Annotated in this window: 15 protein-coding genes; 9 read left to right on the top strand and 6 right to left on the bottom strand. The window is 62.5% G+C overall.

Annotated elements, in window-relative coordinates; translation table 11 throughout:
- Positions 1-132: 132 nt before the first annotated feature.
- The 3 genes from AC3I65_RS17670 to AC3I65_RS17660 all read left to right on the top strand — a co-directional run bounded on the left by AC3I65_RS17670 (position 133) and on the right by AC3I65_RS17660 (position 4,191).
- On the top strand, positions 133-633 hold the full coding sequence (locus AC3I65_RS17670) for a sigma-70 family RNA polymerase sigma factor (protein WP_107322221.1): 501 nt from the start codon (positions 133-135) through the stop codon (positions 631-633).
- A gap of 37 nt (positions 634-670) precedes the next feature.
- Positions 671-1,654 carry a FecR family protein gene (locus AC3I65_RS17665; RefSeq protein WP_076383901.1) on the top strand — a complete coding sequence of 328 codons (984 nt, stop codon included), beginning with the start codon at positions 671-673 and terminating at the stop codon, positions 1,652-1,654.
- Positions 1,655-1,752: 98 nt separating this feature from the next.
- Positions 1,753-4,191, top strand: a complete 2,439-nt coding sequence (locus AC3I65_RS17660; RefSeq protein ID WP_160891265.1) for a TonB-dependent siderophore receptor — start codon at positions 1,753-1,755, stop codon at positions 4,189-4,191.
- Between the two features lie 94 nt (positions 4,192-4,285).
- On the opposite strand, the gene AC3I65_RS17655 is transcribed toward AC3I65_RS17660, so the two are convergent.
- Positions 4,286-5,437 (bottom strand): MFS transporter, encoded by a 1,152-nt coding sequence (locus AC3I65_RS17655; protein ID WP_047229274.1) that lies wholly within the window; start codon positions 5,435-5,437, stop codon positions 4,286-4,288.
- Between the two features lie 177 nt (positions 5,438-5,614).
- Here AC3I65_RS17655 and AC3I65_RS17650 point away from each other — a divergent pair, with 177 nt between their 5' ends.
- Positions 5,615-6,607 (top strand): diaminopimelate epimerase, encoded by a 993-nt coding sequence (locus AC3I65_RS17650; RefSeq protein WP_488524029.1) that lies wholly within the window; start codon positions 5,615-5,617, stop codon positions 6,605-6,607.
- Between the two features lie 174 nt (positions 6,608-6,781).
- On the opposite strand, the gene codA is transcribed toward AC3I65_RS17650, so the two are convergent.
- The 5 genes from codA to AC3I65_RS17625 form a co-directional block, all read right to left on the bottom strand.
- A complete protein-coding gene (gene codA / locus AC3I65_RS17645; RefSeq protein ID WP_076383904.1) occupies positions 6,782-8,029 on the bottom strand; it encodes a cytosine deaminase in 1,248 nt (415 codons plus the stop codon).
- 14 nt (positions 8,030-8,043) lie between these two features.
- Positions 8,044-9,315 (bottom strand): cytosine permease, encoded by a 1,272-nt coding sequence (gene codB, locus AC3I65_RS17640; RefSeq protein WP_417694746.1) that lies wholly within the window; start codon positions 9,313-9,315, stop codon positions 8,044-8,046.
- A 171-nt stretch (positions 9,316-9,486) separates the two neighbouring features.
- Entirely contained in the window at positions 9,487-10,317 is an 831-nt protein-coding gene (locus AC3I65_RS17635) for an alpha/beta fold hydrolase (RefSeq protein WP_488524028.1), read from the bottom strand.
- Positions 10,318-10,395: 78 nt separating this feature from the next.
- A complete protein-coding gene (queD, locus tag AC3I65_RS17630) occupies positions 10,396-10,752 on the bottom strand; it encodes a 6-carboxytetrahydropterin synthase QueD (protein WP_047229269.1) in 357 nt (118 codons plus the stop codon).
- An 83-nt stretch (positions 10,753-10,835) separates the two neighbouring features.
- On the bottom strand, positions 10,836-11,915 hold the full coding sequence (locus AC3I65_RS17625) for a patatin-like phospholipase domain-containing protein (protein WP_305466356.1): 1,080 nt from the start codon (positions 11,913-11,915) through the stop codon (positions 10,836-10,838).
- 163 nt (positions 11,916-12,078) lie between these two features.
- Between AC3I65_RS17625 and AC3I65_RS17620 the strand changes: the two genes are divergently transcribed.
- The 5 genes from AC3I65_RS17620 (at position 12,079) to AC3I65_RS17600 (ending at position 16,238) form a co-directional block, all read left to right on the top strand.
- Entirely contained in the window at positions 12,079-12,384 is a 306-nt protein-coding gene (locus tag AC3I65_RS17620) for a PepSY domain-containing protein (RefSeq protein ID WP_047229267.1), read from the top strand.
- The gene (locus AC3I65_RS17615; RefSeq protein WP_488524027.1) at positions 12,384-12,695 is read left to right on the top strand and encodes a PepSY domain-containing protein; all 312 of its coding nucleotides are present in this window, start codon (positions 12,384-12,386) and stop codon (positions 12,693-12,695) included. Before AC3I65_RS17620 ends, AC3I65_RS17615 begins: the two co-directional genes overlap by 1 nt.
- A complete protein-coding gene (locus tag AC3I65_RS17610) occupies positions 12,695-13,363 on the top strand; it encodes a response regulator transcription factor (RefSeq protein ID WP_047229265.1) in 669 nt (222 codons plus the stop codon). Before AC3I65_RS17615 ends, AC3I65_RS17610 begins: the two co-directional genes overlap by 1 nt.
- Complete coding sequence (locus tag AC3I65_RS17605) at positions 13,360-14,673, top strand: ATP-binding protein (protein WP_047229264.1); 1,314 nt, start codon at positions 13,360-13,362, stop codon at positions 14,671-14,673. The genes AC3I65_RS17610 and AC3I65_RS17605 overlap by 4 nt, the downstream gene beginning before the upstream one ends.
- 248 nt (positions 14,674-14,921) lie before the next feature.
- Entirely contained in the window at positions 14,922-16,238 is a 1,317-nt protein-coding gene (locus AC3I65_RS17600) for a Na+/H+ antiporter family protein (protein ID WP_160891366.1), read from the top strand.
- Positions 16,239-16,288: the final 50 nt, after the last annotated feature.

The raw sequence follows: 16,288 nt of genomic DNA, 5'->3' as shown, positions 1-16,288 counted from the left end.
CAATCGCGAGCAGGCTCGCTCCCACAGGATTGTCTTAAGTTTGAAAGCTTCGGACGACAGGCACTGCAATAGGTTTGCTTCGGCTTAATAGGAAGCATTACTATTCACGCCCCGTCCCTACAGCGCAGTGCGATGACCCCCAAGCCGCCCCGCAGACCTGGCTTTTTCGAGCATTACGAAGAGTTGATCGGCACCTGGACTCGTCGCCTGCGCAATCGCCAGCAGGCCGAGGACCTGGCTCACGATACTTTCGTGCGGGTGCTCGAGTCCGATTCGGCTGATGTCCAGCAGCCGCGGGCCTATTTGCACCAGACGGCGCGCAATATTGCGGTGGATGGCTATCGGCGCGAAGATCGGCGGGGCGCCATGGAGGAGGCGGCGCTCGATCACAGCCAGTCGCTTTCGGGCGACCCGGAGCACTACATGCACGCGATCCAGTTGGCAGACTCCATCGAAAGGGCACTGGCCGAGCTGCCGGCCAATTGCCGTACAGTGTTTGTCTGGCAGAAGATCGAAGGCTTGACCCAGGCGGAAATCGCCGAGCGCCTGGGCTTGTCAAAAAACATGGTGGAAAAGTATATGATCCGCACCCTGCGGCATCTGCGCGATCGTCTGGACGGGGCTGGCCAATGATCCGTCGTTATCTTCCACCTGAGCCACAGGACCTTCCATGATGGATAACCGTGAATGCCCGTGCGGGCAGAACCGGGTTCGCGACGAGGCGGCGCAATGGTTCGTACGCTTGCAAGCTCCCGTCATGGGTGTCGATGAGCGCCAGCGTTACGAGGCCTGGCTGGACGAGCATCCTAATCACCGCGACGAAATTCTACTTCTACAGGGGATCTGGAGCGCCACGGATCTGCTGCCCAAGGAACGTCTGCAAGCGTTGTGCGAACCACCCGCCAAACGTCCCCAGCGTCGACCGCTGCTGCGCTTCGCCGTGGCCGCCGGGCTGTTGGCGATGGCGGTCGGGCTGGGCTTGTTCAGCGGCTTGGGTGCTTCCAGCGATTACAGCGCTGAATTTGCCACGGCCCTGGGCGAGCGCCGGCACATCGCGCTGCCGGACGGTTCGGTGATCGACCTCAACAGCCGCAGCCGCGTGCGTGTTCAGTTCGTCCACCATCAACGGCGCGTGGAACTGGCCGAAGGCGAGGCGTTGTTTCGCGTCGAGCATGACGCTGGCCGGCCGTTTACGGTGGAGGCGGGCAACGGCCGGGTGACGGTGACCGGAACGCGCTTCGATGTGCGCCGCGATGCCGACTCAACCCGGGTGGCGGTGGAGCAGGGCAGTGTCAAGGTTCAGGGGCGCGACGCGGCGCAGGCCGAGTTCGTCAGCCTCACGGCCGGCCTTGGCACCCGTATCGATGCGCAGGGCAAGGTCGCCGCACCTTATGGCATCAACGCCGATGAACTCACCGCTTGGCGCCACGGCAAACTGGTGTTCAACAACGCTCCCTTGAGCGAAGTCGTCCAGGAGGTTTCCCGTTATCGCGCTAAACCCCTGCGCGTCGGCAGCGCGGCGGTGGGCAACTTGCGCCTGACCAGCGTGTTTCGTGCCGATAACCCCGAGGCGCTGCTCAAGGCTTTGCCCAACATCCTGCCGGTGGCCGTGCGCACCCTGGATGACGGCAGCCAGGAAATAATTGCGCGGTAAATTCAGGTTTTTTTCGAGTTCTTCGTCTTCTTGTCCAACTGCAACTGGTTTGCATTAACAGACGCGTATTCTTGCGATTCAACAGGACAAGGTTCGACGTGAAAACCACCTTCAAAAACAACAACCGCGCCCCCGCCCGCTGGCTGCCGCTGGCCCTGACCCTGGCCGTCAGTGCCGCATTGCCCCAGGCCTTCGCCGATCAGGCGGCCACGTCCATTCACATCCAGGCGCAGCCGCTGGGCCAGGCCTTGAGCCAGCTCGGCCAGCAGACTTCTTTGCAGGTGTTCTTCAGCCCGGAGCTGGTGGCCGGCAAGCAAGCCCCGGCGGTGGACGGCAACTTGTCCCCAGAAGCGGCCCTGGGCCAACTGCTGCAAGGCAGCGGCCTGCAATACCAGATCAATGAAGGTTCGGTGACCGTGCTGCCGGCGCCCTCGGCGTCCACTGGCGGCCCGCTGGAACTGGGGGCCACCGACATCCAGGTGGTCGGTGACTGGCTCGGCGATGCCAATGCCGAAGTGGTGCAGAACCATGCCGGCGCGCGCACGGTAATCCGCCGCGAAGCGATGGTGGAGCAGGGGGCCATGAACGTCGGCGATGTGCTGCGGCGCGTGCCGGGGGTGCAGGTGCAGGATGCCAATGGCACCGGCGGCAGCGACATCTCCCTGAACGTCGGCGTGCGCGGTCTCACTTCGCGCCTGTCGCCCCGTTCCACGGTGCTGATCGACGGCGTGCCGGCGGCGTTCGCGCCTTACGGTCAGCCGCAACTGTCCATGGCGCCGATTTCGGCGGGCAACCTGGACAGCATCGACGTGGTGCGCGGCGCCGGGTCCGTGCGTTACGGGCCGCAGAACGTCGGCGGCGTGATCAACTTCGTGACCCGCGCGATTCCGGAAAAAGCCACCGGTGAAATCGGCACCACCCTGGAAACCTCCCAGCGCGGCGGCTGGAAGCACATCGACAGCGCTTTTCTCGGCGGCACGGCCGATAACGGCATGGGCGTTGCGCTCCTGTATTCGGGGGTCAACGGTAATGGCTATCGCCGCAGCAACAACGACAATGACATCGACGACGTCATCCTCAAGACCCATTGGGCGCCCACCGAGGTGGATGATTTCTCGCTGAACTTCCATTACTACGACGCCAAGGCTGACATGCCCGGCGGCCTGACCCAGGCGCAATACGACGCGGACCCGTATCAGTCCGACCGTGACTGGGACAACTTTGCCGGCCGGCGCAAGGACGTGTCGTTCAAGTGGATCCGCGAGATCAGCGACCGCACCCAGGCCGAAGTGCTGACCTATTATTCCGACAGCTACCGTGGCAGCACCATCGCCTCCCGGGACCAGCGCAACCTGGCGTCCTACCCGCGTACTTACTACACCTTCGGCATCGAACCGCGGGTGTCCCATGTGTTTGACCTGGGCTCGACCACCCAGGAAGCCAGCGTCGGTTATCGCTACCTCAAGGAAGGCATGCACGAAGAGGCCAGTCGCCTGGCGCTGCGCGATAACCAGCCGGTGGTGCGGCCGGGGTCCGATGGTCACGTCTATCAGGACCGCACTGGTGGCACCGAAGCCCATGCGGTCTACATCGATGACAAGATTGATGTCGGCAAGTGGACCATCACCCCGGGCATCCGTTTCGAACGCATCAGCACCCAATGGCACGACCGCCCGGTGCTCGACACCGACGGCAGTCCGGTACAGGAAAAACGCCGCAGCATCGACAGCAACGAACCGCTGCCGGCCTTGAGCGTGATGTATCACCTGTCCGATGCCTGGAAGCTGTTCGCCAACTACGAGACGTCGTTCGGCAGCCTGCAATATTTCCAGCTCGGCCAGGGCGGCGACGGCAACAACACCGCCAACGGCCTGAACCCGGAAAAAGCCAAGACCTACGAGATCGGTACCCGCTACAACGATGACGTGTGGGGCGGGGAAGTGACGCTGTTCTACATCGACTTCGACGACGAGTTGCAGTACATCAGCAACGATGTGGGCTGGACCAACATGGGCGCCACCAAGCACCAGGGCCTGGAAGCCTCGGTGCGCTACGACATGGCCGCGCTGGACCCACGCCTGGAAGGCCTGAGCGCCAATGCCGGTTTCACCTACACCCGCGCAACTTATGAAGGTGATATTCCAAGCTTCAAGGGCCGTGACCTGCCGTTCTACTCGCGTCAGGTGGCGAACCTGGGGTTGCGTTATGAGATCAATCGCTGGACTTACAACCTCGATGCCTTTGCCCAGTCCAAGCAACGCTCACCCGGCAACAGCGTGAACCCCGACGGCAGCTTCAGCGACGATTACATCACCGACGGCAGCGCCGATGGACGCTACGGTGACATGCCGGGTTACGTGCTCTGGAACGTGCGCGCTGGCTACGACTTCGGATCGCAACTATCGAACCTGAAGGTCGGCGCCGGGGTGAAGAACCTGTTCGACCATCAGTACTACACCCGCTCCAGCGACAACAACTCGGGCATCTACGTCGGCGCACCGCGTACGTTTTTTGTGCAGGCGAGTGTAGGGTTCTGATGAAAAACCAGGATTGACGCGTACTCCTGTGGCGAGGGGGATAAATCCCCTCGCCACAGATAAATCTCCTTTCCACAGAGAGGGGTGTAACGCCTCAAACCTTCAACACTTTCCCACTGACCGCCACCGCCACCAACGACAGCGCGATCAACCCGAACGCAAAGCTCAGGCTGCTGCCATGGGCGACGAATCCGATCAGCGCCGGGCCTGCGAGGATGCCGGCGTAGCCGATGGTGGTGATGGCCGGTACGGCGATCGCTTCAGGCATCAGCGTCTGCTTGCCGACCGCGGTGTACAACACCGGCACGATGTTCGAACACCCGGCCCCGACCAACGCATACCCCAACAGCGCCGCCTGCCACATCGGCGCCAGGGTCGCCAGCAGGAACCCGGCCGCAGCGGTCGCGCCGCCGTAGATAATCACGCGTCTGGCGCCCAGGCGATGCACCACCGAATCCCCCGTCAAGCGGCCAACGGTCATGGTCAGCGCGAACGCGGCATAACCGAGCCCGGCATAGGCGGTTTCCACTCCACGCTCGGCCGTCAGAAATACCGCGCTCCAGTCCAGCACCGCGCCTTCGGCCAGGAATACGATGAAACACAAGATGCCGATAAACAGCACCACGCCGTGGGGAATGGCAAACGCCGGGCCCGAACTTTCACTGCCATAGGGCAGCAGATGCGGCGCCGCCTTGAACAGCGCCACCAGCAACAGTGCATTGACCACCAGCGTCGCCCCCAGGGGCGAAAGGCCGAGGCCGAGCAGCGCGCTCACACCGGCCGCGCCAATGATCCCGCCGAGGCTGAACATGCCGTGAAAACCCGACATCATGGTCTTGCCGCTGGCCCGCTCGACGATCACCGCCTGCAGGTTGACGGTCGAGTCCACGGTGCCGAGGCCGGCGCCAAACAAAAACAAGGCTGCCACCAGCCAGGGCAAAGACGTCATCGTTGCCAGCGCGGGCAAGGCCAGGCAGATCAGAATCGTGCCGCCACTGAGCACCCGCCGGCAGCCAAATCGCGCCGCCAGTGCGCCGGAAATCGGCATCGCCAGAATCGACCCCACCCCAAGGCACAACAGCAACAACCCGAGAGTGCCTTCGTCCAGGTTCGCCCGCACCTTGGCGTACGGCACCAGCGGCGCCCAGGCCGCGATCCCGACACCGGCGATGAGATAGGCAATGCGGGTGGACATCTGTTCCAGGCGTCCGGGGATGAAGGTTGGCGGTGGCGTAATGGCAGTCATGAAACGTCCTTGGTTTGGCGAGGCGATGGTGCGGGCGGGCCCTATGCTTGCACATCCACTGACCGCGCCGCGACCTCAAGGTGCCGAAGAGGTGCGTGGGTGGCAAGCACGCTTTGCCTGCACAGCCTTGGCCGGAATAAAGTACCGGCTTTCGCTGGCTGAATCCGGGTCTGGTCCATGACGCAGTTTTATGATGCACGGGGCAATATTTATGGCGTGGTCTCACCGCAGCAGGTCCGTGCCCAAGGCATTGACCTGCCGCCGACAGCCGCCCAGGCTGCCCATGCCCGCCAGGCCTGGACCCGCGCCGCAGTGCAGGCCTTCTGTAGTTGGGCGCCGCGTCAGGCGCCGCCGGATGCCAAGGCCCATTGCAGCGATGGTCTGCTGATCGGCCCGTTCCAGAATGAGCCACCTTTTGACCTGTTGATCGTCAACACCGATGGGACCCTGGCCGAGCGCAGCGGCAATGGCCTGACGATTTTCTCCCAGGCGCTCAAAGAGCAAGGCTTGATGCCGAGCGACGGCGAATGTGTTCTACAGGTTCATCACGACAAACGTGAAGGCGTGTCACCGCTGCAAACGGCGGTCCGCGCAGCTGAGTTCGAAGGTCTCTCGGGTTTCTGGCTGGACCTGGGAAAACCACTTTTCGGGCCCGGCGCTGTCGCGGCTCAAGGTGTGCAAAGCGTGATCGTCAACCAGCGCGAAGTCAGCCGCGTGGCTGCGCTTGAGGCTTTGAATCCGGCCTGGGGTGCCAGTCAGTTCGTGAACATTGGCAACCCGCACTGCGTGACCCTGGTGGACAGCGCCGAGACGTTGCCAAGTAACCCGCAGATGCGTGCCCCAGCGTTGGCCCAAAGCCTGACGCGCATTGCCTATGCGCCGCCCGGTGGGTCCGGGATTCCCTGCCCGGCGGGGGTGAATCTGCAGTGGGCCTGGCGCCAGGCCGAAGCAAGCATTGCCGCGCGGATTTTTGAACGAGGGGAAGGTCCCACCGCTTCTTCGGGCACCAGTGCCAGTGCGGTGGCGTGCGCCGCGTGGCGAGTGGGTTGGGTGAAGGCGGGGGCGGTGAGTGTGGTGATGCCGGGTGGCACTGCACCGATTCTGCTGGAAGAACAGGCGGGTGAGCTGCTGCGGGTCAGGTTGTTTGGTGTTGCGCGGTCTGTGTCATAGACGATCTGCGCCGCAGCCAATGACGCCATCGCGAGCAGGCTCGCTCCCACATTCGATCTTCAGCGGGCACAAAAATGCGCGTACGGCGCCGCTCCACTGTGGGAGCGAGCCTGCTCGCGATGACGCAGGCACATCCAGCATCAATGCAACTGAACCACCGCTATCGCGATGACCTCAGCCTGGCTGAACCGCAAACTCCACCATCGGCATCTGCCGCTTCATCAGCACTTCGCCATTGCGAATGGAGTAAAGCGGTAGGCCCTGGCTACGGATCACTTCGTAGTCACTGTCGGCCGAGAGGATCAGCAGATTCGCCGGGCGCCCGGCTTCCAGGCCGTAGCGCTCGCCCAGGGCCATGGCCTTGGCGCTGTTATCAGTGACCAGGTCCAGGGCGCTTTGCAGGTTGCGGTAACCCAGCATGTGGCAGATGTGCAGGCCAGCTTCCAGCACCCGCAGGATATTGCCGTTGCCCAGGGGATACCACGGGTCGACGATGGAGTCCTGGCCGAAGCACACGTTCATCCCCGCTTCGAGCAATTCGTTGACCCGGGTGACGCCGCGGCGTTTAGGGAAGTTATCGAAACGTCCTTGCAGGTGGATGCTTTCGGTGGGACAGGAAACGAAGCTGATGCCCGAGTGCCCGAGCAGGCGAAACAGCTTGGCGCAGTAGGCATTGTCATAGGAGCCCATGGCCGTGGTGTGGCTGGCGGTGACGCGGGCGCCCATGTCGCGGCTGCGGGCTTCTTCGGCCAGCACTTCGAGAAAGCGCGAGTGCGGGTCGTCGGTCTCGTCGCAATGCACGTCCACCAGGCAACCGGTGCGCTCGGCCAGGTCCATCAGGAATTTCACCGAGCTTACGCCTTGATCCCGGGTGTACTCGAAATGCGGAATGCCGCCCACCACGTCGGCACCCATTCGAATTGCTTCCTCCATCAGTTCGCGGCCGTTGCGGTAGGACTCGATGCCTTCCTGGGGAAACGCGACGATCTGCAGGTCGATCAGGTGACGACTTTCCTCACGCACTTCAAGCATGGCTTTGAGGGCGGTGAGGTCAGGATCGGTGACATCGACATGGGTGCGCACATGCTGGATGCCATGGGCGGCCAATGCCTGGATGGTTTTTTTGGCGCGGGTCTTGGTGTCTTCCTGGGTGATGGTGGCCTTGCGCTCGCCCCAGCACTCGATGCCCTCGAACAGCGTCCCGCTCATGTTCCAGCGGGGTTCGCCGGCGGTGAGGGTGGCATCCAGATGAATGTGCGGTTCGACGAACGGCGGCACCACCAGATTACCGCCGGCGTCGAGGTCTTGCGGGCCGAGGCTCGGGGCTTCGGTCTGGCGTGCAATGCTGGCGATCAGGCCGTTTTCCAGGTGCAGTTCATGCAAGCCTTCGCGGTTGCGCAGGCGGGCGTTGATGATGTGCATCAAGCGAGTCCTTCTCAAAGATCTTGGAGGGGGGTATCGGTGGCGCGAATTCCCAATAGGCCGATCAATATCACATACGTTAGCGCGCCGGTGGCGATTCCTACCAGTGGCGCAACCCAAGGCGAAGTGAACGCCGCGAGGGTGCCTGCGCCGTACGCAAACAGCCCCGGCCAGTTGAAGGCCGGCAGCTGCGCTTGGGCCAGACGCGGATAGCGGCCGCGCCAGCGGAAGAAGAAATCGGCCATGATCACTCCGCCAATCGGCGGGATCACCGTGCCCAGCAAAATCAGGTAAGGCACCAGCAGATCGTACATGCCCAGCAGGGCCAGCAGTGTGCCGATCGCCGCGCCGCCCAGGGTCACGGTTTTGCGCCGACGGGTGCGCAGCAGGTTGCAGCCGGCCACGGCAAAGTTATAGATGGTGTTGTCCTGGGTGCTCCAGATGTTGAGCAGCAGCATCGCCATCGCCGCCATGGCGAAGCCTTGCAACAGCAGAACTTCCACTACGTCCGGCTGCTGATAGACGATGGCTCCGTAGGCGCCGATCAATACCATCAGGCCGTTGCCGATGAAAAAGCCGATCAGGCTTGCCAGCACCGCGATCTTCGCCGAGCGGGAAAACCGCGTCCAGTTGGTCGCCTGGGTGGCACCGCTGACGAACGTGCCGAACACCAGCGTGATGGCGGTGGACCAATCGAGGCTGCCCGTCGGCACCACCGCCAGCAACCCATCCAGGCCTCCGACCTTTACCGTCGCGACCCACATCGACAACATCAGCAACAACATCATGGCCGGCACGGCGATGTACGACAGGATCTCCAGCCCGCGATAACCGATGTAGGCGGTGATGCAGAACCCCAGGCCGAACAGCACCATCAGCCCCAGCACGGTGCCTTCGTTCAAATGAAAATACTTGCCCAGTACCACCGCCGCCGTCGCCGTGCCCCAGGCGTACCAGCCGATCTGGGTGAAACCCAGGATCAAGTCGCTGAGCTTGCTGCCCACCTCACCGAAACAGAAGCGACCCATCAGCACCGAATTGAGCCCGCTCTTGAAGGCGATATAACCCAGGCCGGCGGCGTACAGGCCCAACAGCAGATTGCCGATCACGATGACCGTGAGCATTTCGGCAAAACCGAACGCTACCCCCAGCTTGCCACCGGCAAACATCGTGGCGGTGAAAAAGGTGAAGCCCAGCAGCACCATGGCCGTGGAGGCCAGGCCCTTGCGGGCATGCATCGGGACTTCGCTCAAGGGATAGTCGTTGCCCGGATCGTTTTGAGTCATGTGGAGGTCCTTGCGCAGGAGGAAGATGTCGCAAGCGTGCAGCGCCCGTGCCAAGCGAGTGATCGCGAGGTTATTTATAGCCAATCCGTGGTATTGGGTAAGTGAAGAGAACGAAAGCGGTGCGGCGGTGGTTCAAGTTGGAACACAGTTTCCACTGCCTATGCGGTTTCTTCAGGTGGGAGAGTGCAGCGCTAGAAACCGCAACACTGCCGCGACGATGGCCTCCGGCGCGTCTTCCTGGACCAAATGCCCGGCATTGGGAATGGGATGAAACTGTGCGCCCGGTATCATCCGTTGCAACGCACGACCGCGTTCGATGGGGATCCACTGGTCGTCTTCTCCCCAAAGGATCTGCGTCGGGCAACGCACGGTTGCATACAGCGGCTCGACCTCGCGGGTATAGCGTTCGTCCATCTGCGCGATCTGCCGATAGAGCGCGGCCTGGCCGGTTTCGCCAAGCCAGGGCTGCACGTACGGCGCCAGTTCTTCATCGGGGATCTGCCTGTTGATCGCACCCCGGATATAGGTCGGCACGATGGCTCGCTGAATGTAATCGGGCAGGCCACTGAACGCCGCTTCGTACTGGCGCACATGCTGGACAAAAGGTGAACCCCAGGGCGACAGCGCCACCGGATCGATCAGGGTCAGGCTGCGGTAGTGCTTGCCGTTGAGCAGGTGCGTGCGCAGGGCGGTTGCGCCACCAAAATCGTGGGCCACCACGTCCGGGCAATCCAGGCCCCAGTGGTCCAGCAACTGTGCGAGCAACTGGTTTTGCACACCGAGGGAAACGTCGGCGTCCGGTTGTGCGGATTGGCCGTAACCCAGCAGGTCAAAGTAATGCACCTTGCGAGTGGCAAAGAACAGCGGGGCGATTCGGTGCCACACGTAGGAAGAGAAGGGCGTGCCGTGGACAAACACCAGCGGCGGGCGGTCGCCGTGGACGGCGTAACGGATGCGGTGTCCGTTGAAGTCGTATTCGTGATCCAGGGGCCAGTGGCTCATGGTCGCGTCCTCTTGGCATGTTCGAGCCAAAAAGCATAGACACAAAAAAAGCCAATGCCACAGGTCCCTGTGGCCCGCTTACTCGCCGCGGTAGATGCAACCGCTGGTGCAGGTCTCATGGATGCGAATGGCACTGAGTTCCGGCAACAATGGCTTCAACTGTTCCCAGATCCACTTGGCCAGGACTTCGCTGGTGGGGTTTTCCAGGCCGGGGATGTCGTTGAGGTAGTTGTGGTCCAGGCGCTCGTAGAGCGGCTTGAAGATCGCCTTGATCTCCGAGAAGTCCCGAATCCAGCCGGTGTGCGGGTCGATGTCGCCGCTCAGGTGAATCGCCACTTTGAACGAGTGGCCGTGCAGGCGGCCGCACTTGTGACCGTCTGGCACGTGGGGCAGGCGGTGGGCGGATTCGAAGGTGAATTCTTTGAAAATTTCCACAGGTTCAGGCTCTTTAAGGTAGCGGTCGCGAGGCAGGCGGCGGAGTTTATCAGTTTGGTTCCGGCGTTGCGCGACCGTGCTGACTAAAGGGTCAGCAAACGCCCGCCCAGCCCACCGTTGGCCGCCAGTTCAAGGAACTCGTCACCGAGCCGGCGGCTTTCGTCCATCGCCGTGCGCCAGTATTTGCGGCGGCTGGTGTCATCGCCCATGAAACGCTTGAAGTCGTTACGGTCCGGCAGCTTGCCGAAGGGCAGGCGCGCCAGGTATTCACGGGACGGCGCCAGTAACAGCACGTCCTGCAGGCGCTCGACGTTCCCCCGGCGCCATGGCAGGCCCTTGTCGAACCAGCCGGGAATGACCCGGTCGGTGAAGTGCGGATACAGCACGATGTCTTCGCCGCTGTAGGGCAGGTCCAGGTGGTAGTCCAACAGGCCGCCGTCGCGGTAGGTGCCAACGCCGGCGCCGGGTAGGTCGCGCACGCCCTCCATCACCAACGGGATCGAGCCGGATGCCAGCAGCGCCTGGCGCAGATTACCGGCCTCCAGAGCGACGAAGCGTGACGGAAAGTCGTTCAACGGGTGCAACGGCGGCGCCCGGCGTGGGTCGTGGACGATCAGCCGTTCGAAATGCCGCGACAGGCGCGCTCGGCCCCGCAGGTTGTCGGCGATCACCGACGACAATCCCAGGCCGAGCCGCCCGCGATGATCCTGGGCCAGCAAACCGTGACTTTTGACCACCATGATATTGAGCCGGTAGTGCGGGTTTTCGAGGATCGACGTGTCGCGGCCCTGGAGCAGATCATCGAGCATGCGCTGCGAACTCTGGCTCACCCCGGCCATAGTCACGCCTTTGGCAAAGCTTTGCTCGTTGTACAAGGTGCCCAGGCGCCGGATCCCCTCGGCGGCATCCGGCAGGCAGGCGCTGGCGAAGCGCCAGGAGCCCACCGAAGCACCGATCAGCGAGCGCTCCCGGGGCGCGGCGGGCAGCCACTCGCCAAACAGCGCCAGGTCCAGCCCCTGAATGCCCAAGGCCTTGGGGCCACCGGCGGCGCCCGGCAGAATGCCGACATCGGCAGCGTTCAGGCCAGCCTGGCGAATGCGTGCCAGAGCACGAGGGCCGGCCTTGAGGGTCAGGGCAGGGAACTTGATGTGGATGGCGGTCATACCGGTCTCGAATGCTGCAACGGATAATTTAACGGCGTCAGCCCTGTGGCAGCGAGCAGGCTCGCTCCCACATTGATCTGTGTTCAATGATGGCAATTCAGTTTCAGTTAAGTTCGCCCCGATACAGTTCCCTGGTGAAGATTACAAAAAAAGGAGACAACCCATGAACCGCCTGACTGCCTTTTTCATCGTTACCCTGATGGCCATCAGTGGCCTGGCCAGCGCACGAGACCTCACGGCCGACGAAGCCCAAAAGCTGCAGGACGCTGGTACCATTCTGTCGGTTGAAAAACTCAACGCCACTGCCTTGTCCAAACACCCTGGCGCCACCTTGACCGATACCGAGCTGGAACAAGAATACGGCAAGTACATCTATCAGGTGGACTTGCGCGATGCCCAGGGTGTTGACTGGGAACTTGAATTGGACGCGGTTGACGGCAAGGTACTCAAGAATCATCAGGATCTGTAATGAAGCTTAATTTACGCCCCCGCAGCTGTTGGGGGCTGGCGCTGCTGGTGTTCTGTTCACTGGCCGTCGCCCGAGACCTGGACCAGGATGAGGCCCTGCAATTGCGGCAGCAGGGCGTGATCCTGCCCCTGGAACATTTGCTGCAACAGGCGCTGGATCGCCACCCCGGCGCCAAACTGCTGGAGGCCGAGCTGGAAGAAAAACACGGCGTCTATATTTACGAAGTCGAATTGCTGGCTACCGACGGCGTCGTGCGCGAACTGGATCTGGAGGCCGCGACCGGCCGTTTACTCAAAGATGAGGAAGACTGATGCGCCTGCTTTTGGTGGAAGATCATGTTCCCCTGGCCGACGAAGTGATGGCCGGGCTGACGCGGCAGGGTTATGCCGTCGACTGGCTCGCCGATGGTCGCGACGCGGTTTATCAGGGCAGCAGCGAGCCTTATGACCTGATCATCCTCGATCTCGGCTTGCCGGGTGTGCCGGGGCTTGAAGTGTTGGCCCAATGGCGCGCGGGCGGCCTGAGCACGCCTGTGCTGATCCTGACCGCCCGCGGTTCCTGGGCCGAACGCATCGAAGGCCTCAAGGCCGGGGCCGACGATTACCTGACCAAACCCTTTCATCCCGAAGAGCTGCACCTGCGGATCCAGGCGCTGCTGCGCCGCTCCCATGGCCAGGCCAACCAGCCGACCCTCCAGGCGGCCGGCCTGCATCTGGATGAAGGGCGCCAGTGTGTGAGCCGCGACGGCACCGAGATCCAACTGACCGCAGCCGAGTTTCGCCTGCTGCGCTACTTCATGCTTCATCCCGAGCAGATCCTTTCCAAGAGCCATCTCGCCGAACACCTGTATGACGGTGAAACCGAGCGCGATTCCAATGTGCTGGAAGTCCATGTCAATCACTTGCGGCGCAAGCTGGGCCGCAGCGTGATCGAAACCCGTCGCGGCCAGGGTTACCTGTTCGGCGGGCAGGCGCAGTGAGATCGATCCAGCGGCGTCTGAGCCTTGGCCTGATCGGTGTGATGGTGGTGGTCGGCCTGGTCTTGGCGCAGACCAGTCTGTGGTTATTCGAGCTGGGTCTGCAGCGGTATCTGGAGGCGGGGCTGCGCAACGACAGCGAGAACCTGCTGGTGGCCCTGGTGCGTGGTCCGCAAGGCCTGCAACTGGATGAGCGACGTTTGTCGCCGGCTTATCTGCGACCGTTTTCCGGGCATTATTTCCGCATCGATTTTGCCGATACGCATTGGCGCTCCCGCTCCCTGTGGGACCAGGAGTTGCCCCATCTCGACCATCCGGGGCTGCACAGCAACCTGCAATTGGGGCCTGAAGGTCAGAAGCTGCTGGTCCTGCGTACCGACTATCGGCGTCTGGGCCAGGCGATTTCCATCAGCGTGGCCCAGGACTACACGCCCGTGCGGGACACTTTCCTGCGCATGCAGCAGATTGGCCTCGGCCTTGGGTTGGCGGGGTTGCTGCTGATTCTGTTGTTGCAACGCATCACGGTGCACCGCGCCTTGCGCCCGCTGGACAAAGCCCGGGAGCAGATCGCCCAGTTGCAGCGCGGGCAGCGTTCGCAACTCGACGAACAGGTGCCCCGGGAACTGGAACCGCTGGTGGCGCAGATCAACCATCTGCTGGCCCACACCGAGGACAGCCTCAAACGTTCCCGCAACGCCCTGGGCAACCTGGGTCATGCCCTGAAAACCCCGCTGGCGGTGCTGCAAAGCCTGGCCTCGAATGAAAAACTCGACCCTTACCCCGAGCTGCGCAAGCTGTTGCTCGAACAACTGGAGCAGGTCCGTCAGCGCCTGAACCGCGAACTCAACCGCGCCCGACTGTCCGGCGATGCCTTGCCCGGTGCCCATCTTGACTGCGACGCGGAACTGCCGGCGTTGCTGGCCACGCTGAACATGATCCATGGTGAGCACTTGCACTTGGCTTACGTCGCGCCGCCCGGCCTGCACCTGCCCTGGGATCGTGAAGATCTGCTGGAACTGCTGGGCAACCTGCTGGACAACGCCTGCAAATGGGCCGACGCGCAAGTGCGCCTGACCGTGAGCGAGACAGCCGAGGGGTTCAGCCTGGCGGTGGAAGACGATGGGCCAGGCATTCCCGCAGACCGCCGCGATCAGGTCTTCAGCCGCGGCACGCGGCTCGATGAACAGACCGACGGCCACGGCCTGGGGCTGGGCATCGTGCGGGACATCGTCGACACCTGGGGCGGGACGCTGGCGCTGGGCGACAGCGAATGGGGCGGGCTGAAGGTCACGATCGGATTGCCCAAGCGCTGATCTCTGGTGGGAGCGAGCCTGCTCGCGATAGCGCCGGGTCAGCCACTTCAATATCAACTGACAGACCGCCATCGCGAGCAGGCTCGCTCCCACATTGTTTTGGGGCTGGACTCAAGATATCGGTGCGTTCCCGCTCTCATGCGGATATAAAACCCGCCGCATGACCCTTGCAGCTTCTCGCCGCTTCCTGCAAAGTCGCGACCTTTTTGTCCGGTGGCTCTCCATCGCTGTGCTTTGAGGTAATGATGATAAATGCAGTAATTGCCGCGGTTGGCGTGATGCTGGTGCTCAGTCTGTCCCGCGTGCATGTGGTGATCGCGCTGATTATCGGCGCTCTGGTGGGCGGCCTGACTGGCGGCCTGGGCATCGACGCCACGCTCAAGGCGTTCAATGCCGGCCTCGGGGGCGGGGCAACCGTGGCTTTGTCCTACGCTTTGCTGGGTGCTTTCGCCGTAGCGATTGCCAAATCCGGTATGGCTCACGCCCTGGCCGACAAAGCCCTGGCCATGGTGGATCGCCAGGACGTCGCCGGTGGCTCGGGGGTCAAGTGGGTTCTGATCGGTTTGCTGGGAACGGTAGCGGTTGCCTCCCAGAATATTCTGCCGATCCACATCGCCTTCATCCCGCTGTTGGTGCCGCCGCTTCTTTATGTACTGACCAAGCTGCAGCTGGACCGCCGGTTGATTGCCTGCGTCATGACTTTTGGCTTGATCACGCCCTACATGTTCCTGCCGGTGGGCTTTGGCAACATCTTCCTCAACGAGATCCTGCTGGCCAACGTCGCCCGCAGCGGCGTGGACGTCAGTGACATCAACATCACCCATGCCATGGGCATTCCGGCGCTGGGCATGGTGTTTGGTTTGGTCATGGCGTTTTTCACGTATCGCAAAAAACGCATCTACGACCTGAAAACAATCGCCAGGGCCGAACAGGTGACCGTGCGCTACAACCCGTTGAGCCTGTTGGTGGCGGGACTGGCGATCGCGGCGGCGTTTGCCATTCAGCTCCTGCTGGATTCGATGATCATCGGTGCCCTGGTCGGGTTCCTGATTTTCTCGGTATCGGGGGTGGTGCGCTGGCGTGAAACCGACGACCTGTTCACCGAAGGCATGAAGATGATGGCGATGATCGGTTTCATCATGATCGCCGCCTCAGGCTTTGCCGAAGTGATGAAGGCAACAGGTGAAGTCCAGAGCCTGGTGGAAACCTCGGCGGCCTGGATCGGCCACAACAAGGGCATCGGCGCCCTGTTGATGTTGCTGGTGGGCTTGCTGGTGACCATGGGCATCGGTTCATCGTTCTCCACGGTGCCGATCCTGGCGACGATCTTCGTGCCGCTGTGCCTGCAATTGGGTTTCAGCCCGCTGGCGATCGTTTGCATCGTCGGCACCGCCGGAGCCCTGGGCGATGCCGGCTCGCCCGCTTCGGACTCGACCCTGGGCCCGACCTCCGGGCTGAACATCGATGGCCAGCACCACCACATCTGGGACACCGTGGTCCCGACCTTCATCCATTACAACTTGCCGCTGCTGGTGTTTGGCTGGGTGGCGGCGATGGTGTTGTAATTCGGGACCCAGTCGCCTTCATCGCGAGCAGGCTCGCTCCCACAGGGGTG

This window comes from Pseudomonas sp. N-1-13 (assembly GCF_057787095.1).
Note: the sequence above shows the minus strand (reverse complement) of the source record. Positions and strands in the feature narration are given on the sequence as shown.